Genomic DNA, 22,836 nt, shown 5'->3' on the forward strand with positions numbered 1-22,836 from the left:
GCGTGTCCGGAAAAGGCGGCGGCGGATACCGTGGGAGGCATGACCACGCGCACCGCCCCCTGGAGGCAGGGATCCCTCGACGACCAGCCCTCGGGCCCCGGTCCCCGACTCCTGCCGTACCACCGGCTCGGCCACGCCGACCCCGACCACCGGTGGTGGAAGCCGCTCGTGGAGCTGCTGCTCTTCGGGGCCTTCTACCTGGTGCTGACCATCGTGTTCGGCATCGTGTGGGCCGTGGGGCTCATGGCCGTGCGCGGCGAGGAGGCCCTGGACGAGGTCTTCCTCGGGGGCACGGAGCTGGACATCATGGACCCGGCGATCTTCTTCATGCTGTTCTTCTCCCTGGTCCTCATGATCCCGGCGCTCCTCGCGGCCCGGGCCATCATGGGCCCCCGGCCCCTCGGGCTGCTGCTGTCCGTGACGGGGCGGCTGCGCTGGGCCTTCCTCGGCCGGTGCCTCCTCGTGGCCCTGGCGATCTACGTGGTGGGCCACGCTGCCGCCGCCCTCGCGGAGTACGCCCTGCTCGGCTCGCTGACCGCCCCGCAGCCGGTGGAGGGCTTCTGGTGGCTGATCGCGATGATCGTGCTGGTGGTCCCGCTGCAGTGCGCGGCGGAGGAGCTCGTCTTCCGGGGCTACCTGATGCAGACCGTGGGACGGTGGCTGCGCCGGCCCGTGTTCGCGATCCTGCTGCCGGTGCCCCTGTTCACGTTCGGGCACCTGTACGACACCTGGGGGCTGCTGGCGGTGGCGGTCATGGCGGTCGTCGCCGGCTACCTGACCTGGCGCACCGGCGGACTCGAGGCGGCGATCGCCCTGCACGTGGTCAACAACGTGATCGCCACGCTCTTCGGGGCCCTCGGCCTGTCCGACCCCGATGCCGAGGAGTCGACCTGGGTGGCCCTCGCCATCTCGGCGGTCATGCAGCTGCTCTTCGCGTGGCTCGTGGTCCGCGGCGCGCGCCGGCGCGGCGTGGAGGTGACCCGGACCGTGCACCCGCCTCGGCCGCCCGTCCTCCTCGCGTCCGGCCCCGGACCCGGCCGGACGGGCCACGAGACCGGTGCCTGGGTGTGCCCGGGCCCGCCGGCCTGTCCCGGCCACTGGGCGGGTCAGGTGCCCGGACCCGCGCCCCAGCCCCTTTCGTAGACTGACCGCATGGAACCGAGCACCGCTGTCGACCCCCGGTCCGCCGTCGAGGACCTCGGCCGCTACGTGATGGAGTCGCCGAGCTCCTTCCACGCCGCGCACGCCGCCGCCGCCCGGCTGGAGCAGGCGGGCTTCGTCCGCCTCGACGAGACGGAGGACTGGGCCCGGGCCGGCGTCCGCGGGCGGCGCTACGTGCTGCGCGACGGGGCTGTCATCGCGTGGGCCACCCCCGCGGAGGTCCCGCCGGCGGCGGGGTTCCGGATCCTCGGCGCGCACACCGACTCGCCGGGCTTCAAGCTCAAGCCGAGGCCCACCAGCACGGCCCACAGCTGGCACCAGGCCGGGGTCGAGACCTACGGGGGAGCGCTGCTGAACTCGTGGCTGGACCGCGAGCTGCGCCTGGCGGGCCGGCTCGTGGTCCGCGGGGCGGACGGCGCCCCGGTCGAGCACCTGACCGCCACCGGCCCCGTGGCCCGCATCCCGCAGCTCGCCATCCACCTGGACCGCGACGCCAACCAGGGCCTGCAGCTCGACCGGCAGCAGCACGTGCAGCCGGTCTGGGGCGTGGGGCAGCCGGAGGACGCGGACGTCCTCGCGCTGCTGGCCGAGCACGCGGACGGCAGGTTCGTGGACCCCGCCCGGATCGTCGGCTACGACGTGGTGCTGGCGGACGCGCAGCCCCCCTCCGTGTTCGGGCGGGGCGGGACGCTGTTCGCCTCCGGGCGGCTGGACAACCTGTCCTCCGTGCACGCCGGGCTGAGCGCCCTGGCCCGCGAGGCGGAGACGGTCGAGCAGGGCCGGCACATCGCGGTGCTCGCCGCGTTCGACCACGAGGAGATCGGCTCCCGCACCCGCTCCGGCGCGGCGGGGCCGTTCCTCGAGGACGTGCTGGTGCGCATCGCCGAGGGCCTGGGCCGTTCTGCCGCCGAGCACCGGCGCTCCCTGGCCGGGTCCGTGTGCCTGTCCGCCGACGCCGGGCACCTGGTGCACCCCAACTACCAGGGCCACCACGACCCCGTGAACCGGCCGGTGCCGGGGGCCGGGCCACTCCTGAAGATCAACGCGGACCAGCACTACGCCACGGACGCCGTGGGCGCCGGGATCTGGGCCGAGGCCTGCGCGCGCGCCGGTGTGGGCTACCAGGAGTTCGTCTCCAACAACCGGGTGCCGTGCGGGTCCACGATCGGGCCCATCACCGCCGCCCGGCTGGGCGTGCGCACCATCGACGTCGGCATCGGCCTGCTGTCGATGCACTCCGCCCGGGAACTGTGCCACGTGGACGACGTCGCGGCCCTCGGGGCCGTCGTGGGAGCCTTCTGGACCCCTTGACCGGCCGGTCCCGCCGCGCGGTCCCCGTCCGGTGCTCCGCCACGCCGAAGGGGCGCGTCCGGACGAGGATCGGGTGACGATCCGTCCGGACGCGCCCCTTCGGCGGTGCCCTGCCGCAGGAGGCGCCCCCTGGTGGGGGCCCGGACTCAGCCGGAGACGGCGCCGACCGCGACCCGCTCGGCCGGGAACTGCGGCATGGCGATGTCGGCCATCCGGGCGAGCACCCGCACGACCTGGCAGGAGTAGCCGAACTCGTTGTCGTACCAGACGTAGAGCACCAGCGAGCTGCCGTTGACGATGGTCGCGAGACCGTCGACGACGCCCGCGCGGCGGGAGCCCACGAAGTCGGTGGACACGATCTCGGGGGAGTCGGTGTAGTCGATCTGCTTGCGCAGGGACGAGTTCAGGGAGATGTCCTTCAGGTACTCGTTGACCGCGTCCTTGGACTCCGGGGCCCGGTCGAGCTGCAGGTTGAGGATGGCCATCGACACGTCCGGGGTGGGGACGCGGATGGCGTTGCCCGTCAGCTTCCCGGCCATCTCCGGCAACGCCTTGGCCACGGCCTTCGCCGCGCCGGTCTCGGTGATGACCATGTTCAGGGCGGCGGAGCGGCCCCTCCGGTCGCCCTTGTGCCAGTTGTCGATGAGGTTCTGGTCGTTGGTGTAGGAGTGCACGGTCTCCACGTGGCCCTGCGCGATGCCGTACTTCTCGTGGAGCACCTTGACCACGGGGGTGATCGCGTTGGTGGTGCAGGACGCGGCGGACAGGATGGTGTCCTCCGGCGTGATGACGTCGTCGTTGACGCCGCACACGATGTTCTTCAGGTCGCCCTTGCCCGGCGCCGTGAGCAGCACCTTGGCCACGCCCTTGGACTGCAGGTGCTTGGACAGGCCGGTCTCGTCGCGCCACACGCCCGTGTTGTCCACGACGATCGCGTTGTCGATCCCGTAGGCGGTGTAGTCGATCTCGGCCGGGTCGCCGGCGTAGATGAACTTGATCGCCACGCCGTTGGCCGTGATGACGTCGTTCTCCTCGTCCACGTGGATCGTCCCGTCGAACCTGCCGTGCACCGAGTCGCGGCGCAGGAGGGAGGCGCGCTTGACCAGGTCGTTGCCCGGCTTCTTGCGCACCACGACGGCGCGCAGGTTCAGGCCGGTGCCGTCGTTGCGGTTGATCAGGATCCGGGCGAGGAGGCGGCCGATGCGGCCGAACCCGTAGAGGACCACGTCCTGGGTCTCCGGGAAGTTCTGCTCCCTGCGGTCCACGACGGGGGCGAGCTCGTCCCGCAGGAACGCCTCGAGGTCCTGGTCCGAGGCCTGGGCGAGCCGGTTGAGCTTGCCGAGGTCCACGGCGCAGGTGCCGAGGTTCAGCCCGGACATGGCCTCGAGGAGGCGGGTCGTGTCCTCGATCGGCAGCTCCTGGCCGTCGATGCGGCGGGCGAAGCGGTGGGCCTTGATGATCTGCGTGACGGACTTGTGGACCAGCGAGCGGCCGTAGACCGTCGGCACGACCTTGTTCTCACGGTGCAGGCGTCCGACCAGGGGAACGATGGCCTCGGCGAGTGCCTCGCGGTCGGACCAGCTTTCAGGAGTGCTCAAGAGTGACTCTCTTCCTCGGCCGGGGACGTCATCGTGTCCGGCCGTGACGTGCCGCGCCTCGTTGCGCGATCGGGTGCGCGCTCCGCTGTGGTTCACGCAGGACGCCGCACTCCATTCTAGGGGCACCCGGGCGCGGGAAGGGCTTCCGTGACAGGCCCGGTGGACCGGTCGGGCGCCCGGGACGGCTGACCGGCGGGTGCTACCGTGAGGACATGCTGACGGTCATCGGTGAAGCGCTCGTCGACGTGGTCTCGAAGCGCGGCCAGGAGCCCCGAGCGCACGCCGGGGGAAGCCCCATGAACGTGGCCGTGGGCCTGGCCCGGCTCGGCCACGAGGTGCAGTTCCTCGGCCGCTACGGCGAGGACGAGTACGGCACGCAGGTCGAGGCGCACCTGCGGGACAACGGCGTCCTCCTGCCCTTCGAGGCCGACGCGCGTCCCACGTCCGTGGCGGAGGCCGTGATCGGGGACGACGGCGCCGCGACCTACGACTTCCAGCTCGACTGGTCCCTCGACCTCTCGGACGAGCAGCTGGGCGAGCTGCTCCGGGACACCTCCCTGCTGCACGTCGGCTCGATCGGCGCGATGCTCGAGCCCGGCGCCTCGAGGGTCCTGCACGCCGTGGAGCAGGCCCACCGCTCGGCCCTGATCTCGTACGACCCCAACTGCCGGCCGTCCATCATCCCCGACTCCTCGGACGCGCGGGCCCGGGCCGAGCAGCTCGTGGCCCTCGCCGACGTCGTGAAGGCGTCGGACGAGGACCTCCTGTGGCTCTACCCCCACCGCAGCGTCGAGGAGAGCGCCGGCGCCTGGCTCAAGGCCGGCGCGGAGCTCGTCGTCGTCACCCGGGGGCCCCTGGGACCCTGGGCCCGCACCCGCGCGACCGGTCCGCGCGGGGTGGAGGTGCCCGCCGCCCGCACCACGGTCGTGGACACCGTGGGGGCCGGGGACTCCTTCATGGCCGCGCTGCTCGCCTGGCTCACCGACCACGGCTACACGGGCGCGCCGGCCCGCGAGCGGATCGACAACCTGGACGAGGAGCAGGTGGGCGAGCTGCTGCGCTACGCCGCCGCGGCGGCCGGCGTCACGGTCTCCCGCGCCGGCGCCGACCTGCCCCGCAAGGACGAGCTGCCCGTGCCCTGACCCGCCCGTCCCGATCCGCGCTCCGACCCGTTCTTCACTCCACCCACCCGACCCGAAGGAGAGCCCGTGCTCGACCGCGACCCGTACGCAGACCTGCCCGACCTGCCGAGCTTCACCCTCACCTCGGAGGACGTCTCCGACGGCGGACCGCTCGCCCAGCCCCAGCTCTCGGGCATCATGGGCGCCGGCGGCCAGGACGTGTCCCCGCAGCTGAACTGGTCCGGGGCCCCGGAAGGCACGAAGAGCTACGTGGTCACGGTCTTCGACCCGGACGCCCCCACTCCCAGCGGCTTCTGGCACTGGTGCCTGTCCAACATCCCCGCCGACGTCACGTCCCTCGAGCGCGGCGCGGCGACCGACCCGCCGGCCGGGGCGGTCAAGCACCGCAACGACGGGGGCACCGACGAGTACGTGGGCGCCGCTCCGCCCCCCGGCCACGGGGCGCACCGCTACGTCGTGTGCGTGACCGCGGTGGCCGAGGAGCAGATCGAGGTCGACGAGACCGCAAGCCCCGCCGTCGTGAACTTCCAGCTGTTCAGCTCCGGGATCGCCCGCGCCTGCCTCACCGGGATCCACGAGGCGTAGGTGGCAGAACACCCGTGAGCCCGACTCCGGAGGTTCCCGGGGCGGCGCCGATCAGGATGATCGCCAGCGACCTCGACGGCACCGTCCTGGGGCACGACTTCCGCTTCCGCCCGCGCACCGTCGACGCGATCCGGGCTGCTCAGGACACCGGCATCCACGTGGTGTTCGTGACGGGCCGGCCCATGCGCTGGCTCGACCCCCTGCGCGAGCAGCTCGGCCACGAGGGCGTGGTCATCTGCTCGAACGGGGCCGTGGTCTACGACCTCAGCGCCGACCTGGTCGTGGAGTCGAGCCTGTTCCCGGCCCGGGACGCCTTCGCGGTCATGGACGAGGTCGCGGCCCGGCACCCCGGCACGCTGTTCGCGGCGGAGACGCTCGAGGGCGTCTTCACGGACCACGGGTGGGCCCGGACCGACCGGATGGAGATCGGCGCCCCCCTGGTCGGGGCGCTGCGGGACCGGGTGCCGGAGGACCGGGGGCTCGTGAAGTTCCTGGCCAAGCTGGACACCGCCGAACCGCAGGAGTACGTCCGGGCGCTCACCGAGCTCGTGGCCGGGCGGCTGTCCGTGACGCACTCCGTGGCGGCGGCCCCGCTCGTGGAGATGGGTCAGAAGGGGCTCACCAAGGCGCGCACCCTCGAGCAGTACGCCGCCCAGCGCGGCATCCGCCCGCACGAGGTGATGGCCTTCGGCGACATGCCCAACGACCTCGAGATGCTCACCTGGGCCGCGCACGGGTACGCGATGGCCAGCGGGCACCCCGCGGTCGCGCGCGCCGTCGGCCGCGTGGCCCCGCCCTTCGAGGAGGACGGGGTGGCCCAGGTGATCGAGGGGCTGCTGCGCCGCGGCCGACCCGGTGCGTCATGGGCGGGACAATCCGCTACCACGGGGTAACAATAGGAGGGTGGACCCTTCAGCGCGCCGGCGCGGCACCCCCGCAGCCCTGGCCCACCGCGGTTTCTGCCGGGACGGGGCCGAGAACACCCTCGACGCGTTCCGCGCGGCCCGGGACCTCGGCTACGAGTGGATCGAGACTGACGTCAACACGACGGCCGACGGCGTGGTCCTGTCCTTCCACGACGAGACCCTCGATCGCGTCACCGGTGGCACCGGGAGGGTCTCGTCGCTGACCTGGGCGCAGATCGGGGCCGAGCGCGTCGCCGGGGCCGGGCGCATCCCGCGCTTCTCGGACCTGCTGACGGAGCTCCCCGAGCTGAAGTTCAACGTGGACGTCAAGGACGAGGCGTCCGTGGCGGCCCTGCCGGCGCTGCTCCACGAGCTCGGCGCCGCGGACCGGGTGCGGGTGACCTCCTTCTCCGAGAGCCGCCGGCGCCGCACGCTGCGGCGGATCCGCGAGCTCGACGGCCGGACCGTGCCCACGTCCTCCGGCAAGGAGGGGATGCGCCTGCTGCTCGTGTGCTCATGGCTGGGCGGGCCCAGCTGGCGTCTCGCCCGGCGGGCGGCCGCCCGGTGGATCGAGCCGTTCGACACCGTGCAGATCCCCCGCTGCTACCGGATGCGGGGCGGGGCGGAGGTCCAGCTCGTGACCCCCCGCTTCCTGGGCTTCGCCCACCGGCACGGCATCGACGTGCACGTGTGGACCGTCAACGAGACCGCCGAGATGACGGAGCTGCTCGAGCTCGGGGTCGACGGGATCGTCACCGACCGCGCCGACCTGCTCGCCGCGGTCCTCGCGCAGCGGGGACAGTGGCCGCCCTCGGGCGTGTGAGCCATGACACGGCGTCCGTGCCCGTGGCAAGGTGGGAGCCATGACCGACACCGCCACGACCGGCACCGCGCAGCACGTCCTGACCGAGGTCCGCAACGGCACCGGGCACGTCGTGCTCAACCGGCCCCGCCAGCTCAACGCGCTGACCGCGCAGATGTACCGGGATCTCAAGGCCGCGCTCGACGCGTGGCGGGACGACGACGCCGTGCGTCACGTGCTCGTCACCTCGGCCTCTCCGCGGGCGTGGTGCGCCGGCGGCGACATCCGGGAGGTCCGCGACGCCGTGCTCGGCGGGCGGACGGAGGAGGCCACCGGGGTGTTCGCCGTCGAGTACGCCCTCGACTGCCTGATCGCGGACTACCCGAAGCCCTACGTGGCGCTCATGAACGGGATCTGCATGGGCGGCGGCATGGGCATCTCCGTGCACGGGTCCCACCGCGTGGTGGGACCGTCGACGGTCATGGCGATGCCCGAGACGAAGATCGGCTTCTTCACGGACATCGGCGCCTCCTGGTTCCTGCCGCGCGTCTCGAGGCCGGACCGCCGCGGGGAGCAGGGCCTGGCCGTGGGCCGCTGGCTCGCCCTCGGCGGGCAGCGGGTCAGCGGCGCGGACGCCGTCGCCCTCGGGCTGGCCGACGTCCTCGTGGCGGACGAGGACTTCGAGGCCCTCGCCGGGGCCGTCGTGGAGGAGGGCCCGGAGGACGCGCTGGTCCGTTTCGCGCGCGAGCCCGAGCCGTCCTCCGTGGTGGCGCGGTGGGACCGGATCGAGGAGCGCTACGGCGCCCCGACCCTCGAGGAGATCGTCGCCGCCGCACCGGAGGACCTCGCGGGGATGAGCCCCTCCTCGCTGGTGCGCACCTTCGAGCTGCTCGAGCGCGGGGCGGCCGACGAGGGCGTGCGCTCCTGCCTCGAGCGGGAGCTGCGCCTCGCCGCGGACACGATCGCGAGGCCCGACTTCTCCGAGGGCGTGCGGGCGGTCCTCGTGGACAAGGACAACCAGCCGGCCTGGGAGCACGCCTCCATCACGGACGTCGACGTCGAGGCCGTGCGGGCCGTGCTCGACGAGAAGCTGCCGCTGCCACTCTGACCGGGCGGCACGTGTCCGGTCCGCTCAGCGGCGGGACGGGTGCTTCCCGTTGTCGCTGACCACCACGGGGGGCGGACCCGGGCGGTCACCGGTCTCGGTGGGCCGGTCCACGAACCGGCGGTAGCCGAGGTACAGCACCACGACCAGCGCCACGGTGACCACGGCGAACGCGGCGACGGTGTCCTGCGAGATCAGGCTGCGGACCACGCTGTGGAACAGCGTGAACAGGCCTCCGAGCAGCACGCCGTGGGCGAGCACCGGTCTGCGCCGTTCCACAGCCAGGCTCACGGCCACCAGCACGAGGGAGGCGGCCAGGGCGAACAGGCCGACGTCGCGGCTGTGCCGCATGGACTCTTCCTCCCACGCCTCCCGCTCGCGCTCGTGCGACGCCCACTGCTGCTGCTCCTCCGGGGCGAGCTCGCGGGACTCCCGCGCCATCGCGATCGCCGGGGGCGGCGCGGGCTCCTCCGGGCCGGGGTGGACCGTGGCGACGCCGAGACCCACGAATAGGGCCAGCAGCAGCCCCAGGAAAAACGTGTAGACGGACCGCAGGATCCTGCCGCCGGTGCGGTCCTCAGCGCTGCCCTTCCTGCGGTCCTTCATGCGGCGTGCTCCGTTCTCCCGCCCGTGCGGGACGTCCGTCCGGGGCGCCCGGGACACGGCCGGCCGCCGGGGCGTGCTCACATTGTGGGTCGGGCCAGGGGCGTTGTCCACGGCCGTCACCTGGCCCCCGGGCCTTCCACGGCGTTCCCCGCCTGCCTACGCTGGAGTCCTCCACCGCGGTCCGCGGGACCCGAGGGCGTGGGCGGAGCCGGGGGAGCACCGGAGGGGCGGTGGGCCGCGCGCCCGCCGGAGAGGCGGTGGGGACCATGGTGGTCTTCGAGAACAGGGTCGAGGCCGGGCGGCAGCTGGGAAAGCGCCTGAGGTCCCTGCGCGCGCAGGACGTGGTGGTGCTGGGTCTGCCCCGCGGCGGGGTGCCCGTGGCCCACGAGGTGGCCCACATCCTCGACGCGCCGCTGGACGTCATCGTGGTGCGCAAACTGGGGGTCCCCTCCCAGCCGGAGCTGGCCATGGGCGCCATCGGGGAGGAGGGCGCCCGCGTGCTCGACGAGCGGACCCTGCAGTACTTCGGGGTGACGGACGCACAGCTCGAGCAGATCGAGGCGCGGGAGCGGGCCGTGCTCGAGGCCCGGACGGCGCGCTTCCGGGAGGGCCGGGAACGGGTCGATCTCACCGGGCGGACCGCACTGGTCGTCGACGACGGCATCGCCACCGGCTCCACGGCCCGCGTGGCCTGCCGGATCGCCCGCCAGCTGGGTGCCGCGCGCGTGATGCTGGCCGTCCCGGTGGCCCCGCAGGAGGCCCTGGGCCGGGTGGTCGAGGCTGACGAGGTGGTCTGCCTCGCAACCCCTCCGTACTTCACGGCCGTCGGCTACCACTACCGGGACTTCTCCGCCACGGAGGACGACGAGGTGGTGGCGCTGCTCGACGCCGCCCGGCGCCGCCACCAGCCGGAGCTGCCCCCGCCGTCCCGCCCGGGGCAGACCGCGCACGGGTTTCCGGTCGACGCCGACGTGCGCATCCCGGCCGGCGCAGAGCAGCTGGCGGCGCACCTGCACCTGCCGGGGCCCGGCGCCGGGGTGGTCGTCTTCGCCCACGGCAGCGGCAGCAGCCGGCACAGCCCGCGGAACCAGTACGTGGCCTCCGTGCTGCAGCAGGCAGGGCTCGGCACCCTGCTGCTCGACCTGCTCACGCCAGGGGAGGAGACGGACCGCGGCAACGTCTTCGACATCGGCCTGCTCGCCGAGCGGCTGCTCCTGGCCACGGCCTGGCTGCGCGAGCAGCCGGGATCCGCGGCGTCCCCGGTCGGGTACTTCGGGGCGAGCACGGGCGCCGGCGCCGCCCTGTGGGCCGCGGCCGAGCCCGGCGCGTCGATCGCGGCCGTGGTCTCCCGCGGCGGCCGCCCCGACCTGGCGGACGAGCGGCTGCGCTCGGTGCAGGCGCCCACCCTGATGATCGTCGGCAGCGAGGACTCCGAGGTGCTCGGCCTCAACCGGTGGGCGCAGGAGTCGATGCACTGTCCCACCAGGCTGGCGGTCGTGGAGGGCGCCACGCACCTCTTCGAGGAGCCCGGCACGCTCGCCGAGGCCGCCGGTCTGGCCCGGGACTGGTTCCTGCGCCACCTCCACCCGGCCGGGGAGCGCGGCGACGGGACGGCCCGGTGAGCCCGCGAGGGCGCGGGCCCGCTCGGGAGGCCGGGATCCTCGCGGAGATCCGCTCCCTCGCGCAGCCGCTGGAGGGGGCGCAGGATCTCGACCCGCTCGTCGAGCGCTGCGCCGGCGCCCGGTTCGTGTGCGTGGGGGAGGCGTCCCACGGCACGCACGAGTACTACCGGTGGCGGGCGCTGCTCAGCCGCCGGCTCATCGAGGAGCACGGCTTCACCTGGATCGGGGTCGAGGGGGACTGGCCGGACTGCTGGCGGCTCAACCGGTGGGTGCGCGGCGAGGCGGACCAGGACCTCGACGCGCGCGGCGTCCTCGCGGGCTTCGGGCGCTGGCCCACGTGGATGTGGGCGAACGAGGAGGTCGCCGAGTTCCTCGACTGGCTCCGGGAGGAGAACGCCCGACGGGCCGGCCACGAGCAGGTGGGCTTCTACGGCCTGGACGTCTACTCGCTGTGGGACTCGCTGCGGGAGATCATCGGCTGGCTCGAGGCCACCGCCCCCGAGGCTCTGCCCGCCGCGCTGCAGGCGTGGCAGTGCTTCGTCCCCTTCCACGAGGACCCGCACCGGTACGCGCGGCGGACGCGGATCGTGCCCGAGGGGTGCGAGGCCGACGTCGTCGCCCTCCTGGCCGAGGTGCGCCGGCGCGCCATGGACCGGATGGCCGGGGACCCCGCCGCGTTCGACGCCGCCCTCAACGCCATGGTCGCGGTCGACGCCGAGCGCTACTACCGGACCATGGTGCGCGGCGACCGGCAGTCCTGGAACGTGCGGGACGAGCACATGGCGGACACCGCCGGCCTGCTCTCCCGCCACCACGGGCCCGGCGCCAAGGGCCTGGTGTGGGAGCACAACTCCCACGTGGGGGACGCCCGGGCCACCGACATGTTCGACGCCGGGCTGGTCAACGTGGGCCAGCTGCTGCGCGAGCGCCACGCCGCGCACGAGGTGGTGCTCGTGGGTCTCGCCTCCTGGGCCGGCACGGTGGTCGCGGCGGAGTCGTGGGGCGCGGCCGAGGAGGTCGTCGCCGTCCCGGAGGCGCGTCCCGGCAGCCACGAGGACCTCCTGCACCGGGCCCTGGAGGAGGCCTCGCTGCTCGTCTTCGGCCGCGACCGCTCCGGGCCCTGGCTCTCCGGGAGGTTCGGCCACCGGGCCATCGGGGTGGTGTACCACCCGTGGCGCGAGGCGGGCAACTACGTCCCCACCCGCATGGGAGAGCGCTACGACGCACTGCTGTGGTTCGGGACGACCGCCGCACTGAGGCCCCTGCACCACGAGGGCCCGCCCGAGGAGCCCGAGCTGGAGACCGAGCCGACAGGCTTCTGAGGCGTCCAGGCGGGGCAGAGCGCCGGACGGCGGCGGACCCGTGGGATGCCGCGCTCATCGCCCTGTCACACCTGCGGATCCAGTGCTCCGCGGGGCCGTCGGCGCGTGCCCTCGTCATCATGCGTCCCGGACCCCGCGGCTCTTACGCGTCCGGTCGGGGGTGTCTACGCTGGAAGGGTCGAGGCGGACCGCACCCGTCCTCCCGGCCGGCCGGGCCGACGCCCCCGGTCCCGCCGCGGAGCGGGTGCCACGGGAAGGAGTCAGGTCATGGCCGGATTGATGCGCAGGGAGGGCCTGGAGATGCTCGAGCCCATCCGACGCCTCCTGGAGGGGGACGTCGAGGCGTCCTGGCCGCGTGTGGAGGAGTACCGGGACGGTGACACCGTGGTGATCCGGGCGGAGCTGCCCGGCATCGATCCCGAGCAGGACGTGGAGCTCACCGTGGCCGACGACGTGCTCCACCTGCGGGCCGAGCGCAGGGAGCGGACCGAGCACAAGGACAAGGGCAGCTACCGCTCCGAGTTCCGCTACGGCTCGTTCTCCCGCACCCTGCCACTGCCCGCCGGGTGCCTGGACGAGGACATCAGCGCCGCCTACCGTGACGGCGTGCTCGAGGTCCGCGTCCCCGTCGCCGGGTACGTCGAGCCGCCGGCGACCAAGAAGATCCAGGTGACCCGCGGCTGAGCAGGCCGCGCGCCACCCGTGCGACGGCGGGCGGACCGGGTCGTTCCCTCCCTCCGGCGGTCACGCAGGTTCCGGGACCGAGGGGCCGTTGTGACGTACCTCGCCGGGTCCTATCGTGGAGGCAGGTGGACCGGCAGGCCCGCCGGGAACAAGGGGGAACACCATGGGCGATTCCTCGTCCGGAGACCGGATCGTCGTGGGGGTCGACGGCTCCGGCTCGTCCAAGGCCGCCCTCCGGGAGGGAGTGCGGCTCGCCGAGGCCCTGGGCGCCCCGCTCGAGGCCATCATGTGCTGGGAGGACCCACTGCTCTACGAGAGCTATCGCGTGGTGGACCCCGAGGAGTTCCGCCGCGGCAGCGAGCAGCTGTTCGAGAGCACGCTCGCCGAGGTGTTCGGGGAGCAGCGCCCGGCGAACCTGACCGCCCGGCTCCTGCGCGGGCAGGCCGCCGCCCGGCTCATCGAGGAGAGCGAGCAGGCCCGGATGCTGGTGGTGGGGCGGCGGGGCACGGGCGGGGTGCTCGGGATGATCCTCGGCTCCGTCTCCTCGGCCCTCGTCTCCCACGCCAAGTGCCCCGTCCTCGTGGTGCGGCACTGAGCAGTCCGCCGGGTTCCTGGTGGAGGGAACGCGCCCGGGCACGGCCCGCGGGCGCCGGAACGAAGGAGTTCGACCATGGACGCCCCATCGCAGCAGCGGATCCTCGTCGGCATCGACGGATCGGAGTCCTCGAAGGAGGCCCTCCGCACGGGGGACAGGATCGCCCGGGCCCTGGACGTCCCGCTGGTCGCCCTCATGTTCTGGCAGGGACCGCCCCTCTACGAGGGCTGGGCGACCGTCGACCCTGACAGGCCGCCGGCCGGCAGCGAGGAGCAGCTCCGGTCGACGGTCGCCGACGTGTTCGGTGCGGACATTCCGGCGCACGTGCGCGCCGAGCTGCTCCACGGGCGGGCCGCGGCCCGTCTCGTCGAGGAGAGCGAGGACGCCCTGATGCTGGTGCTCGGCCGACGCGGCCACGGCGGCCTGCGCGGCTCGGCCCTGGGCTCCGTCTCCAACGCGTGCATCGCCCACGCCCACTGCCCGGTGCTGGTCGTCCGGCACTGACCGGCCGGCGCCGGCCACCCGGCGCGGGCCACGCGGCACCGACAGGCCGGCTCCAGGCAGCCGGCCCGGACAAGGAGGTTCGGTCATGAGTGCACCGACGGACCAGCGGATCCTCGTGGGGATCGACGGCTCGGAGTCCTCGATGGAGGCCCTGCGGCTCGCGGCGAGACTCGCGGAGGCCCTCGACGCCCCGGTGGAGGCGATCGCGTGCGCGGGGGACCCCACCGTGCTGGACGCCGAGCTCCTCGTCGACGAGGAGGCGCTGCGCGCCAACCACGAGCGGATCCTCGCGCGCACGGTCGCGGCCGTCTTCGGGGAGGACGTCCCCGGCCGCCTGACCACCACGGTCACGCACGGCCGCCCGGCCGGGCGGCTCATCGCGGAGAGCGAGACCGCGCAGCTGCTCGTGCTCGGCCGGCGCGGCCGCGGCGGGCTGCTCGGCTCGGCCCTGGGCTCGGTGTCCCACGCGTGCATCTCCTACGCCCACTGCCCGGTGCTCGTGGTCCGGCACTGAAGCGGCCCGCGTCCCCGGCACGGCTCGCTCCGGGGGCGGCGTCCAGGTCAGCTTCTCCGGGCCGGCAGGTCCGCGACGGCGTCCTCCTCCACGCAGGCGTCGGCGCCGATCCGCCAGATCTGGGCGGCGTCCAGGCACACCTCGATGCACCCGGCCTCGGCCGCCCGCTCCTCGCGCGTGAGCTCGGGGGCGGCGGGGTGCGCCATCAGGGCTCAGCTGATCGTGCTCACGAGGTGACCTCCCTCTGAGGGGGCCGGTACGGGTCGGTTCAGCCCGCGAGGCGGGGCTCCGGGGCGGCCACCGACCCTGCGCCCCCGCGTGCGGGTTCGGGGGCTCCTGGGCGGCGCCGGGCGCCCCTCCAGCCGGCGAGCCGGGTCACGGCGCCGTGGCCGGGCAGCTCGGCGGGGAGCACGAAGTCGACGGCGGGCGTGCCGCGCACGGCGTCCTCGTGCTCCGCGGCCCAGCGCAGCAGATCCACGGCGGCCGGCTCGACGTGGTGGGCGGTGGTGAGGTCCACGACCACGGCGATGCCAGGCACCAGGGTGCGGGCCCGGCGCACCAGGGGGCACAGGGCCCGGTGGTTGAGCTCGGTGACGCAGCCGCTGACCACTAGTCTGATGTGCCTGCCGTCGAGGTCGACCTGGACGAGGACGGACGGTTTGTGGTGCATGTTCTCTCCCCTGCAGCTCGTGGTGCGCGGCCGGCTGCTCGGCCCTCCCGCAATCCACGCTAGGGGAAAGGAGGCGTGGGTCCTCGGGAATGGTGGCCTCTCGTCGGCACATTTCGTCTACCGACGAGTAGCAGGACGCCCCGCGGACTCAGCCCAGGGGGGAGGGCAGCCGCGTGGTGTCGGGGGCGAGCGGGTCGCTGCTCACCGTCCCCCGCACGCGGGCCACGGCCGACATGAGGTGGTAGACCACGAGCGTGGCCGCCGTGCCGAGGGCGATGCCCGCGAACTGCAGCCCGGAGGCCTCCCACGTGTAGTCGGCGACCCCGATGATCATGGCCACCGCGGCGGTGGTGAGGTTGACCGGGTTCGAGAAGTCCACGCGGTTCTGCACCCAGATCCGCACGCCGAGCATGCCGATCATCCCGTACAGCACCGTGGCGGCCCCGCCCAGGACCCCCGCGGGAACGGTGGCCACTGCGGCGCCGAAGACCGGGAAGACGCTCAGCAGGATCGCCACGACGGCGGCGACCCAGTAGGCCGCCGTCGAGTAGACGCGCGTGGCCGCCATGACGCCGATGTTCTCGGCGTAGGTCGTGGTGCCCGAGCCGCCGCCCGAGCCGGCGATCACGGTGGCCAGCCCGTCGGACATGATCGCGCGCCCCATGTACGGGTCGAGGTCGTCGCCGGTCATGAGGGCCACGGACTTCACGTGCCCGATGTTCTCGGCCACCAGCACGAGGATGACGGGGACGAACAGGCCCATCAGGGGAAGGTGGAACTCGGGGGTCTGGAACGGGGGCAGCCCGAAGAGCCCCTGCGCCTGCCACGCGGCGCCGACCGCGGCGAAGTCCACCTCGCCCCGGACCACTGCCGTCAGGTAGCCGATCAGCACGCCGAGCAGGATCGACAGCCGGCCGGGCAGGCCGCGGAAGACCACCGAGATCAGCACGATGGACGCCAGGGTCACGAACCCGGTGACCGGGGCGGCCATGAAGTTGTCCTTCGCGGACGGCGCCAGGTTGAACCCGATGAGCGCCACGATGGTGCCCGTGACCAGCGGAGGCATGAGCTTCTGGAGCCAGGCCGTGCCCGCGACCTGCACCACCAGGCCGATGAGGAACAGCGCCGCGCCCGCCATGAGGACGCCGCCCAGCGCGCCACCGGGGCCGTACTGGTTCATCGAGGCGGTGATGGGGGCGATGAACGCGAAGGACGAGCCGAGGTAGGACGGCACCCGGCCGGCGGTGACCACCAGGAAGAGGATCGTGCCCACGCCGGAGAAGAACAGCGTGGTGGAGGGCGGGAAGCCCGTGATCAGCGGCACCAGGAACGTGGCGCCGAACATGGCGACCACGTGCTGCGCGCCGATGGTGACCGTGCGGGGCCAGGTGAGCCGCTCCCGCGGCCTGACGACCTCCCCGGCGGTGACGGTGCGGCCGTCGCCGTGGAGGCGCCAGCCGAGGCCGAGGCGGGTGGCGATGGTGCGTCCGGGCACGGGGGAACTCATGCGGGTCTCCTCGACGGCGGGGTGGAGGCCCGGATCCGGGCCTCCACCACTGTACTCGGTGCCTCCGCGGGGCGGAGAGGGGGACCCGGGCCCGGCGTCCGGGCGGTGTCGGACGACGTCCATATGATCAGCACGGTGATGGAAACTATGATGGGGCGCGATCAGCCGCACCGTCCGGACAGGAGTCGACACATGCGTCAGCCACAGCCACGAGGGCCGCTCGGAGAGGACCTCCTCGCGGTGCTCCAGGAGGAGCCCGGCACCCCCGGGGCCGAGGCGCGGGCCGGGGCGTTGCCGGCGGCGGCCCGTGCCGCCGTGTCCCGCGCGGACGGCGTGCTCGCCGACGACGACGTCCAGCTCAGCCTGTTCGTCCTCCACTGCCTGCACTACCAGGGCGTCGACGGGGTCGACGACCGCTGGGAGAGCGACCCCGAGCTGCTGCGCGCGCGGGAGGTCCTCTCCGGCGCGCTCGAGGCGCAGCTGCGCGCGGAGCTGCCCGCCGACACCGTGCCCGGCACGCCGCAGTCGGTCGCCGACGCCCTGTTCGCCATGGCCGCCGACGACGACGGGCCCAGCCTGGCACGCCACCTCTCCGGCCGGGCGGACGGCGAGCAGGCACGGGAGTTCCTGCAGCTCAAGTCCGTCTACCAGCTCATGGAGGGCGATCCGCACACCTGGGGCATCCCGCGGCTGAGCGGCCGGGCCAAGGCCGGGCTGATCGAGATCCAGGTCGACGAGTACGGCGGCGGCAACGCCCTGCGCATGCACTCGGCGCTGTTCGCGGCCGGGATGCGCGAGGCGGGCCTCGACGACTCCTACGGCAGCGCCGTGGACCGGGTGCCCGCCGAGTGGCTCGCCGGGATCAACACCGTCACGATGTTCGGTCTGCACCGACGGCTGCGCGGCGCCGTGGTGGGGCACCTGGCGATGTACGAGATGACGTCCTCCGTGCCCTCCAAGTTCCTGGCGCGCGGCTTCCACCGCCTGGGGCTGCCCGCCGCGGCCGCGTTCTACGACGAGCACGTCGAGGCCGACGCCGCCCACGAGCAGATCGCGGCCCGGGACATGGCCGGGGGCCTCGTGGTCGAGGACACCGCCGTCGCCGCGGACGTCTTCTTCGGCGCGCGCTGCGTCCTGCACCTGGACGCGCTCGCCGCCCACCAGGCGCTCGCGCGGTGGGAGGCGGGGGAGTCCGCGCTGCGCCCGGCCACGGCGGAGCCGTCCCGGCGCGGCGCCGCGGAGCTCGTCCGGTGAGCGCGGAGCACCGTTCCGGGGACTCCGTGCCGGGCCCCGCCCCCGGTCCGGCACCTCTCCCCGACTCCGGGTCCGGTGAGCCGGTGACGATCACCGTGTGCCCCGACGGCCCGCTGCTGGTGCGCGGAGGCTACGAACTGCTGGACGGCGACGACCGGCCCATCGACCCGGGGCGCGCCACCGTGGCGCTGTGCCGCTGCGGGGCGTCGTCCATCAAGCCGTTCTGCGACGGCTCGCACAAGCGGGCCCGCTTCCGGGCCCGCTGAGGCTCAGCGGCGCGGGCCCGGTTCGCGCAGCAGCCACTGCGCGAGCTGGTCGAGCGCCATGCCCAGCAGGCCGATGACGAGGATCACCACGAGCATCTCGTCGTAGGCCAGCCGGTCACGGGCGTTGAGGATCTCGTAGCCCAGGCCGCTGCTGACCCCGAGCATCTCGGCCGGGACGATGACCACCCAGGAGATCCCCAGGGCCAGCCGCACCCCGGTCATGACGAACGGCCGGATGCTGGGCAACACCACGGTGCGCAGCCGCTCGACCGGGGTGGCCCCGAGCGTCTCGGCGACCCGCAGGTGCAGCGGGTCCAGGGCCTTGACGCCGGCGGCCGTGTTCATCGTGATCGGCCAGACCGCGGCGGCGGCCACGAGGAAGACGACCGGGGCGTTGCCCACCCCCAGCAGCGCCACGGCCACCGGCGCCCAGGACAGCGGGGAGACCATCCGCAGGAACTGCACCACCGGGGCGCTGGTCCACCGGAAACGATGGTAGGAGCCGATGAGCAGGCCCAGCGGAACGCCCAGGCCCGTGGCGACGGCCAGCCCGCACAGCAGGCGCCACAGGCTCGTCAGACCGTCCTGGACCACCACCCCCCGCTCGATCAGCGAGGCCACGGCGCCGGGCATGCGCTCCGGCTGGAAGGAGGCGACCATGGTGTTCGCCCCGGCCGCGGCGTGGGTGAACGCCCACCACACGGCGATCGTGACCAGCACCCCGAAGACTCCCCAGGCCGGGCCGGTCCAGCGGGACCCGGAGCGCCGGGTCGTCCGCACCGGAGCGGACCCGGCCGGTCCGGTCCGGGACGGGTCGGCGCGGGCGACGTCGTCGAGGTCGGTGGGGGTCCCCGGGGCGTCCTGCGGGGCTGGGTGCGGCGCGCTCATGCGCTGATCTCCTCGGTCCGGGTGGTGCTGTTCAGGCCGAAGGCGCCGAGGCCGCCGGCCTTCTCGATGCTGCGGATCACGAGCCTGTCGTCGACGAGCTCGCGGTGGACGAGCGCCGGGTCCAGTCCGTCGAGGAACCCCGCCGGCGCGTCGACGACGGTGTCCTGCATGGCGCGCACCAGTTCCTCGGTGAAGCTCGCGTACGGGTAGGGGCGGAAGTCCAGGCGCTCGCCGTGCCAGCCCGGGTGCTGGAGCGCGTCCTCGTGCTCGGCTGCGGAGTAGGTCAGGGCCTGCTCGATCACGGGCCGGGGCTGAGGAAGGTAGCCGGCGGCCAGCAGCGCCGCGGTCTCGGGGCGGTTCTGCCGGGCCCAGGCCTGCGCCCGGACGAGGGCGTCCATGAAACCTGCGGCGTGCGCGGGACGGTTGCGGAGGAGCTCGCCGCGCATCATGGTCACGCAGCACGCGTGGTCGCGCCACACGTCGCCGAGGAACCGGTGGATGTGCCCCACCTGCCGCGCCTCGGCGGCGGCGTTGAACGGGTCGGCCACCACGTACCCGCCGATGACGCCGTTGTTCAGCGCGGGGAGCATGTCCGAGGGGGCCATGGGCAGCAGGGACACCGTCCGCCGCGCCCGGGACGGACCTTCCCGCATCACCGGGGTCAGGCCCGCGGCGCGCAGCAGCTTCTGGACCACCACGTTGTGCACGGACCACCACGCCGGGATCGCCACGGACTCCCCGGCCAGGTCGGCAACCTCGGCCACGTCCGGACGGACCGTCAGCGCGGAGCCGTTGGTGTGGTTCCACGCGGTGATGCGCACGTCGGCCCGCAGCCCGTAGCGCATGTACAGGGCCATGGGCATCAGCAGGTGGATCGCGTCCACCTTGCCCGCCACGAACGCCTCGGACAGCGACGACCAGCTGCGGAAGAGCACGGGGTCGGCCACCGGGACGGCGGCGTCGTCGTAGTACCCGTTGGCGTGGGCGACCAGCAGGGGAGAGGCGTCCGTGATCGGGAGGTACCCGATCCGCAGGGGGCGCCCGGGGTCGGCCGCGCCGCGGGCGTCCTGCTGGCTGCCCGCGTAGAGGGAGCCCGCGCCCCAGCCGAGTCCGGTGAGGGCCGCGGCCCCCGCCCCGGCCCGCAGCAGGACCCGCCGGCTCGGTCCGCCGGCGCTCATATGACCCAGTTCCCGAGGCCGTCGTCGGCCCCGCGGTAGTGGGCCAGGATCTGCTCGGCCGTCGTGCCGTCCTGCGCCGGGACCCACTGCTGCCGGAACCCGCGCGGACCGGCGAAGAAGCCGATCCGGTCGCCGAGGGTGATGGCCTCGTCGACGTCGTGGGTCACCAGGAAGATCGTCAGGTCGAGCTCGGTCGCCAGGGCGCGCAGCCACAGCTGGAGGTCCTTGCGGGTCGCCGGGTCCAGGGCGCTGAACGGCTCGTCGAGCAGCAGCACGTCGGGGCGCACCGCGAGCGCGCGGCCCACCGACACGCGCTGGGCCTGCCCGCCGGAGAGCTCCTGCACGGGGGTGTGGGCGAGCGGGCCGAGGCCGAGGATCTCGAGCAGGTCGTCCACGCGGGAGTCCTCGAAGCGGTCGCGGTTGCGCCGGTACCGGCCGCCGAGGGCGATGTTCTGGCGCACCGACAGCCAGGGGAACAGCCCGGGGTCCTGGAAGACGACGGCGAAGCGCTCGTCGGCGTTCCCGAACTCGATGCTGCCCCCGTCCAGGGGCTCGAGCCCGGCGATCGCCCGCAGCAGCGTCGACTTCCCGGATCCGCTGGGACCCAGCACCGCGAAGGTCTCGCCGTTGCGCAGGGTCAGGTCCACTCCGTCGAGGGCGGGGGCGGAGGATCCCGGATAGCTCTTGCGCAGCCCGCGGACGGTGAGTGCGGGCCGGGAAGCGGGGACGGCGCGGCTCAGGCCAGGTTCTGCAGCACCCACCGCAGGTGTCCTTCCGTGGGGGACTGGACGGGCAGGAACGCGGCCTCGCGGGCCCGGCGCGCCGTGGGGGAGGACATGGCGTAGCCGCGCCCGCCCACGACCTTGCCCTCGATCCGGGTGGCCCGGCCCGTGAGCAGCGCGGCGTCCAGCCGGAGGGAGAACAGCTCCCGGGGGCCGGTCTCCCGGGGCGCCTCCGCGAGGCGCAGCAGGTCGGCGCGCAGGCGCCGGTGTTCGGCGGTGGCCTCCTCGAGCTCCTCCCGGAACACCTCGGCGACGCCCTGCATGGCCTCGTGCGCGGCTGTCAGCGCGGCGGCCGAGAGGCCGAGGCAGAACGCGCTCTGCAGCAGCAGGAACGGGCCGCGGACGGCCGCCAGGAAGGACGGGACGTCCTCGCTCAGCAGGTCCTCGGCGGGGTCGACGGCCACGTCCTCGAGGACGAGCACGCCCGAGGCCGTCGCGTTGAGCGCCATCAGGTTCTCGAGCAGCCGCACCGTGACGCCGGGCGCCGACACCCGGGTCCGGACCACCACGCGCGTGCCGTCCTCCCGGACGGCGGGCAGCACCACGACGCCCTCGGGGTAAAGGTTGGAGGCCCAGGGGACGGTGCCGTCGAGGACCGGTCCCGATGCGCCGGCGCTCAGCGTCACGGGGATCTCCCCGATGCCGGCCGCGTCCTTGAAGGCCGGCGCCATCGCCGAGCAGCCGGGCACGGCCCCGGACCGCACGTCAGCGGGGATCTGCGTCCCCGTGGCCGCGAGGTACTCGACGGTCGCCCGGTGGGCCCACAGGGAGAACGCCGTGGCGGTGCACTCGGTGGCGAGGTCGAACACGACGGCGGCCTGCGGGGCCAGAGACCCGGTCAGGCCGAGGTCCAGAAGCCCCCGGGCGCCCAGCTCGCGCAGGGTCTCCAGCGGGGAGGCCGCGGCCGTGTCGACGTCGCGGGCCCGGGCCGCGGCGGTGCGGCGGACGAGGTCGTGGTCCGGGTAGTCGACGAGCGGGGCGAGCAGCGGCCGGTCCTCGGGGGCCGGCCCGCCGGCCGGGGACGGGGAGCGAGTGGACTGGGTCATGGTGGTCCGTTCTGCCGGGGGAGTGCGGGGCGGGGCCGGTCCGCACGGCGGGCGGGCCCGGGGCGGGAAGCACGACACGGCGGCCCCCGGTTCGGGGGACCGCCGTGTCGTCGAGTGCTGCGGCCCCTCAGACGTTGAGCTTGAACAGCCGGTCGAACGGGGTGCCCACGGCCTGGCGGGCGCGCTCCACGGAGGCCTCGTCGGGGGCATTGTAGAAGCACAGGCACTTGGCGGTGTCCTCGCGCACGTAGGTGCGCAGGAAGGAGACCTCGGGGACCTCGGCGTACTTCGGGGAGTTGGCTTTCTTGCGCGCCAGGTACTGCTCCATGGTGATCTCGGCGGGGATGTCCCACTCCACCAGGAACTGGGCGTCGCCCTTGAGCTTCTTGATGTCGTCGAGCTCGGCGCCCACGAGGCGGACGGCGTCGGGGCCGGTGACCTCCGCGGCGGCGTCCCCGGCGGCGGTGCGGACCGTCTGGGCGAGATCCTCCGCGCTGTCGGCCTCGACGATCACGAACACCCGTCCGTGGTCGGCCGTGACCTGGGATTCGATGAACTCGGCGCCTGCCGCGGAGACGGTCTCGGAGACCGTGGCGATGAGCTGGGTCACGGCGTCCTTGGACGCGGAGGCGGGAACGATCTCGAGCAGGTGGAGAGACATGGAGTTCCTTCCGGAAGGGGCGGGGCCGCGACGTCGGAGCCGCTCGGGCACTGGTTCCAGGCTAGGCTCCCGACTCCGGGGCGTCCCGATGATCGTCACACTGTGAAACATTGGGATTCCCCGCTGGT

25 protein-coding genes are annotated in these 22,836 nt (G+C 73.8%); 15 read left to right on the plus strand and 10 right to left on the minus strand.

Annotated features, from left to right (window positions below; all coding sequences use genetic code 11):
* Nucleotides 1-39: 39 nt before the first annotated feature.
* Both ACFYE1_RS05205 and ACFYE1_RS05210 read left to right on the plus strand, forming a co-directional pair.
* Entirely contained in the window at nucleotides 40-1,143 is a 1,104-nt protein-coding gene (locus ACFYE1_RS05205) for a CPBP family intramembrane glutamic endopeptidase (protein ID WP_387740696.1), read from the plus strand.
* 9 nt (nucleotides 1,144-1,152) lie between these two features.
* Nucleotides 1,153-2,472 carry a M18 family aminopeptidase gene (locus ACFYE1_RS05210; protein ID WP_387740698.1) on the plus strand — a complete coding sequence of 440 codons (1,320 nt, stop codon included), beginning with the start codon at nucleotides 1,153-1,155 and terminating at the stop codon, nucleotides 2,470-2,472.
* A 146-nt stretch (nucleotides 2,473-2,618) separates the two neighbouring features.
* Here ACFYE1_RS05210 and ACFYE1_RS05215 read toward each other — a convergent pair whose 3' ends face one another.
* A complete protein-coding gene (locus ACFYE1_RS05215) occupies nucleotides 2,619-4,070 on the minus strand; it encodes a glyceraldehyde-3-phosphate dehydrogenase (protein WP_387740700.1) in 1,452 nt (483 codons plus the stop codon).
* Between the two features lie 212 nt (nucleotides 4,071-4,282).
* Here ACFYE1_RS05215 and ACFYE1_RS05220 point away from each other — a divergent pair, with 212 nt between their 5' ends.
* The 5 genes from ACFYE1_RS05220 to ACFYE1_RS05240 all read left to right on the plus strand — a co-directional run bounded on the left by ACFYE1_RS05220 (nucleotide 4,283) and on the right by ACFYE1_RS05240 (nucleotide 8,612).
* A complete protein-coding gene (locus ACFYE1_RS05220) occupies nucleotides 4,283-5,212 on the plus strand; it encodes a carbohydrate kinase family protein (protein WP_387740702.1) in 930 nt (309 codons plus the stop codon).
* A 66-nt stretch (nucleotides 5,213-5,278) separates the two neighbouring features.
* Complete coding sequence (locus ACFYE1_RS05225; RefSeq protein WP_387740704.1) at nucleotides 5,279-5,797, plus strand: YbhB/YbcL family Raf kinase inhibitor-like protein; 519 nt, start codon at nucleotides 5,279-5,281, stop codon at nucleotides 5,795-5,797.
* A 14-nt stretch (nucleotides 5,798-5,811) separates the two neighbouring features.
* A complete protein-coding gene (locus ACFYE1_RS05230) occupies nucleotides 5,812-6,690 on the plus strand; it encodes an HAD-IIB family hydrolase (RefSeq protein WP_387740706.1) in 879 nt (292 codons plus the stop codon).
* Between the two features lie 10 nt (nucleotides 6,691-6,700).
* Nucleotides 6,701-7,525, plus strand: a complete 825-nt coding sequence (locus tag ACFYE1_RS05235) for a glycerophosphodiester phosphodiesterase family protein (RefSeq protein WP_387740708.1) — start codon at nucleotides 6,701-6,703, stop codon at nucleotides 7,523-7,525.
* 40 nt (nucleotides 7,526-7,565) lie between these two features.
* Complete coding sequence (locus tag ACFYE1_RS05240; RefSeq protein WP_387740710.1) at nucleotides 7,566-8,612, plus strand: enoyl-CoA hydratase/isomerase family protein; 1,047 nt, start codon at nucleotides 7,566-7,568, stop codon at nucleotides 8,610-8,612.
* A gap of 24 nt (nucleotides 8,613-8,636) precedes the next feature.
* On the opposite strand, the gene ACFYE1_RS05245 is transcribed toward ACFYE1_RS05240, so the two are convergent.
* Nucleotides 8,637-9,215 carry a hypothetical protein gene (locus tag ACFYE1_RS05245; protein WP_387740712.1) on the minus strand — a complete coding sequence of 193 codons (579 nt, stop codon included), beginning with the start codon at nucleotides 9,213-9,215 and terminating at the stop codon, nucleotides 8,637-8,639.
* Between the two features lie 230 nt (nucleotides 9,216-9,445).
* On the opposite strand from ACFYE1_RS05245, the gene ACFYE1_RS05250 reads away from it, so the two are divergent.
* From ACFYE1_RS05250 to ACFYE1_RS05275, 6 genes are all read left to right on the plus strand, one after another.
* Nucleotides 9,446-10,837 carry a phosphoribosyltransferase family protein gene (locus ACFYE1_RS05250; protein WP_387740714.1) on the plus strand — a complete coding sequence of 464 codons (1,392 nt, stop codon included), beginning with the start codon at nucleotides 9,446-9,448 and terminating at the stop codon, nucleotides 10,835-10,837.
* Nucleotides 10,834-12,159, plus strand: a complete 1,326-nt coding sequence (locus ACFYE1_RS05255; RefSeq protein WP_387740715.1) for an erythromycin esterase family protein — start codon at nucleotides 10,834-10,836, stop codon at nucleotides 12,157-12,159. Before ACFYE1_RS05250 ends, ACFYE1_RS05255 begins: the two co-directional genes overlap by 4 nt.
* A gap of 267 nt (nucleotides 12,160-12,426) precedes the next feature.
* Complete coding sequence (locus ACFYE1_RS05260; RefSeq protein ID WP_387740717.1) at nucleotides 12,427-12,843, plus strand: Hsp20/alpha crystallin family protein; 417 nt, start codon at nucleotides 12,427-12,429, stop codon at nucleotides 12,841-12,843.
* A 163-nt stretch (nucleotides 12,844-13,006) separates the two neighbouring features.
* The gene (locus ACFYE1_RS05265) at nucleotides 13,007-13,438 is read left to right on the plus strand and encodes a universal stress protein (RefSeq protein WP_387740719.1); all 432 of its coding nucleotides are present in this window, start codon (nucleotides 13,007-13,009) and stop codon (nucleotides 13,436-13,438) included.
* 75 nt (nucleotides 13,439-13,513) lie between these two features.
* Nucleotides 13,514-13,942: a universal stress protein gene (locus ACFYE1_RS05270; RefSeq protein ID WP_387740721.1), complete on the plus strand. Its 429-nt coding sequence runs from the start codon at nucleotides 13,514-13,516 to the stop codon at nucleotides 13,940-13,942.
* A gap of 85 nt (nucleotides 13,943-14,027) precedes the next feature.
* Nucleotides 14,028-14,456 (plus strand): universal stress protein, encoded by a 429-nt coding sequence (locus ACFYE1_RS05275; RefSeq protein ID WP_387740722.1) that lies wholly within the window; start codon nucleotides 14,028-14,030, stop codon nucleotides 14,454-14,456.
* A gap of 47 nt (nucleotides 14,457-14,503) precedes the next feature.
* On the opposite strand, the gene ACFYE1_RS05280 is transcribed toward ACFYE1_RS05275, so the two are convergent.
* The 3 genes from ACFYE1_RS05280 to ACFYE1_RS05290 all read right to left on the minus strand — a co-directional run bounded on the left by ACFYE1_RS05280 (nucleotide 14,504) and on the right by ACFYE1_RS05290 (nucleotide 16,633).
* A complete protein-coding gene (locus ACFYE1_RS05280) occupies nucleotides 14,504-14,662 on the minus strand; it encodes a hypothetical protein (protein ID WP_387740724.1) in 159 nt (52 codons plus the stop codon).
* A gap of 62 nt (nucleotides 14,663-14,724) precedes the next feature.
* A complete protein-coding gene (locus ACFYE1_RS05285; RefSeq protein ID WP_387740726.1) occupies nucleotides 14,725-15,126 on the minus strand; it encodes a hypothetical protein in 402 nt (133 codons plus the stop codon).
* A gap of 148 nt (nucleotides 15,127-15,274) precedes the next feature.
* Nucleotides 15,275-16,633 carry a uracil-xanthine permease family protein gene (locus ACFYE1_RS05290; protein WP_387740727.1) on the minus strand — a complete coding sequence of 453 codons (1,359 nt, stop codon included), beginning with the start codon at nucleotides 16,631-16,633 and terminating at the stop codon, nucleotides 15,275-15,277.
* A 192-nt stretch (nucleotides 16,634-16,825) separates the two neighbouring features.
* On the opposite strand from ACFYE1_RS05290, the gene ACFYE1_RS05295 reads away from it, so the two are divergent.
* Nucleotides 16,826-17,887 carry an iron-containing redox enzyme family protein gene (locus ACFYE1_RS05295; RefSeq protein WP_387740729.1) on the plus strand — a complete coding sequence of 354 codons (1,062 nt, stop codon included), beginning with the start codon at nucleotides 16,826-16,828 and terminating at the stop codon, nucleotides 17,885-17,887.
* A complete protein-coding gene (locus ACFYE1_RS05300) occupies nucleotides 17,884-18,153 on the plus strand; it encodes a CDGSH iron-sulfur domain-containing protein (protein WP_387740731.1) in 270 nt (89 codons plus the stop codon). Before ACFYE1_RS05295 ends, ACFYE1_RS05300 begins: the two co-directional genes overlap by 4 nt.
* 3 nt (nucleotides 18,154-18,156) lie before the next feature.
* Here the strand turns inward: ACFYE1_RS05300 and ACFYE1_RS05305 are convergent, their stop codons facing one another.
* The 5 genes from ACFYE1_RS05305 to ACFYE1_RS05325 form a co-directional block, all read right to left on the minus strand.
* Nucleotides 18,157-19,041: an ABC transporter permease gene (locus ACFYE1_RS05305; protein ID WP_387740733.1), complete on the minus strand. Its 885-nt coding sequence runs from the start codon at nucleotides 19,039-19,041 to the stop codon at nucleotides 18,157-18,159.
* Nucleotides 19,038-20,219: an ABC transporter substrate-binding protein gene (locus ACFYE1_RS05310; RefSeq protein ID WP_387740735.1), complete on the minus strand. Its 1,182-nt coding sequence runs from the start codon at nucleotides 20,217-20,219 to the stop codon at nucleotides 19,038-19,040. Before ACFYE1_RS05310 ends, ACFYE1_RS05305 begins: the two co-directional genes overlap by 4 nt.
* Complete coding sequence (locus ACFYE1_RS05315) at nucleotides 20,216-20,980, minus strand: ABC transporter ATP-binding protein (RefSeq protein ID WP_387740737.1); 765 nt, start codon at nucleotides 20,978-20,980, stop codon at nucleotides 20,216-20,218. Before ACFYE1_RS05315 ends, ACFYE1_RS05310 begins: the two co-directional genes overlap by 4 nt.
* On the minus strand, nucleotides 20,956-22,047 hold the full coding sequence (locus tag ACFYE1_RS05320) for an acyl-CoA dehydrogenase (RefSeq protein WP_387740738.1): 1,092 nt from the start codon (nucleotides 22,045-22,047) through the stop codon (nucleotides 20,956-20,958). The genes ACFYE1_RS05315 and ACFYE1_RS05320 overlap by 25 nt, the downstream gene beginning before the upstream one ends.
* A gap of 127 nt (nucleotides 22,048-22,174) precedes the next feature.
* Nucleotides 22,175-22,708, minus strand: a complete 534-nt coding sequence (locus ACFYE1_RS05325; RefSeq protein WP_344120357.1) for a DUF4242 domain-containing protein — start codon at nucleotides 22,706-22,708, stop codon at nucleotides 22,175-22,177.
* Between the last annotated feature and the right edge of the window lie 128 nt (nucleotides 22,709-22,836).

Origin of the sequence: Kocuria nitroreducens (assembly GCF_042879195.1) — a bacterium.
Classification (GTDB): Bacteria; Actinomycetota; Actinomycetes; order Actinomycetales; family Micrococcaceae; genus Kocuria; species Kocuria nitroreducens.

Coding starts and splice junctions, on each gene's coding strand:
- ACFYE1_RS05205 (WP_387740696.1), top strand. CDS start 40: ATGACCACGCGCACCGCCCCCTGGAGGCAGGGATCCCTCGACGACCAG.
- ACFYE1_RS05280 (WP_387740724.1), bottom strand. CDS start 14,662: ATGGCGCACCCCGCCGCCCCCGAGCTCACGCGCGAGGAGCGGGCGGCC.
- ACFYE1_RS05220 (WP_387740702.1), top strand. CDS start 4,283: ATGCTGACGGTCATCGGTGAAGCGCTCGTCGACGTGGTCTCGAAGCGC.
- ACFYE1_RS05240 (WP_387740710.1), top strand. CDS start 7,566: ATGACCGACACCGCCACGACCGGCACCGCGCAGCACGTCCTGACCGAG.
- ACFYE1_RS05275 (WP_387740722.1), top strand. CDS start 14,028: ATGAGTGCACCGACGGACCAGCGGATCCTCGTGGGGATCGACGGCTCG.
- ACFYE1_RS05265 (WP_387740719.1), top strand. CDS start 13,007: ATGGGCGATTCCTCGTCCGGAGACCGGATCGTCGTGGGGGTCGACGGC.
- ACFYE1_RS05320 (WP_387740738.1), bottom strand. CDS start 22,047: ATGACCCAGTCCACTCGCTCCCCGTCCCCGGCCGGCGGGCCGGCCCCC.
- ACFYE1_RS05270 (WP_387740721.1), top strand. CDS start 13,514: ATGGACGCCCCATCGCAGCAGCGGATCCTCGTCGGCATCGACGGATCG.
- ACFYE1_RS05260 (WP_387740717.1), top strand. CDS start 12,427: ATGGCCGGATTGATGCGCAGGGAGGGCCTGGAGATGCTCGAGCCCATC.
- ACFYE1_RS05285 (WP_387740726.1), bottom strand. CDS start 15,126: ATGCACCACAAACCGTCCGTCCTCGTCCAGGTCGACCTCGACGGCAGG.
- ACFYE1_RS05310 (WP_387740735.1), bottom strand. CDS start 20,219: ATGAGCGCCGGCGGACCGAGCCGGCGGGTCCTGCTGCGGGCCGGGGCG.
- ACFYE1_RS05210 (WP_387740698.1), top strand. CDS start 1,153: ATGGAACCGAGCACCGCTGTCGACCCCCGGTCCGCCGTCGAGGACCTC.
- ACFYE1_RS05325 (WP_344120357.1), bottom strand. CDS start 22,708: ATGTCTCTCCACCTGCTCGAGATCGTTCCCGCCTCCGCGTCCAAGGAC.
- ACFYE1_RS05295 (WP_387740729.1), top strand. CDS start 16,826: ATGCGTCAGCCACAGCCACGAGGGCCGCTCGGAGAGGACCTCCTCGCG.
- ACFYE1_RS05290 (WP_387740727.1), bottom strand. CDS start 16,633: ATGAGTTCCCCCGTGCCCGGACGCACCATCGCCACCCGCCTCGGCCTC.
- ACFYE1_RS05305 (WP_387740733.1), bottom strand. CDS start 19,041: ATGAGCGCGCCGCACCCAGCCCCGCAGGACGCCCCGGGGACCCCCACC.
- ACFYE1_RS05245 (WP_387740712.1), bottom strand. CDS start 9,215: ATGAAGGACCGCAGGAAGGGCAGCGCTGAGGACCGCACCGGCGGCAGG.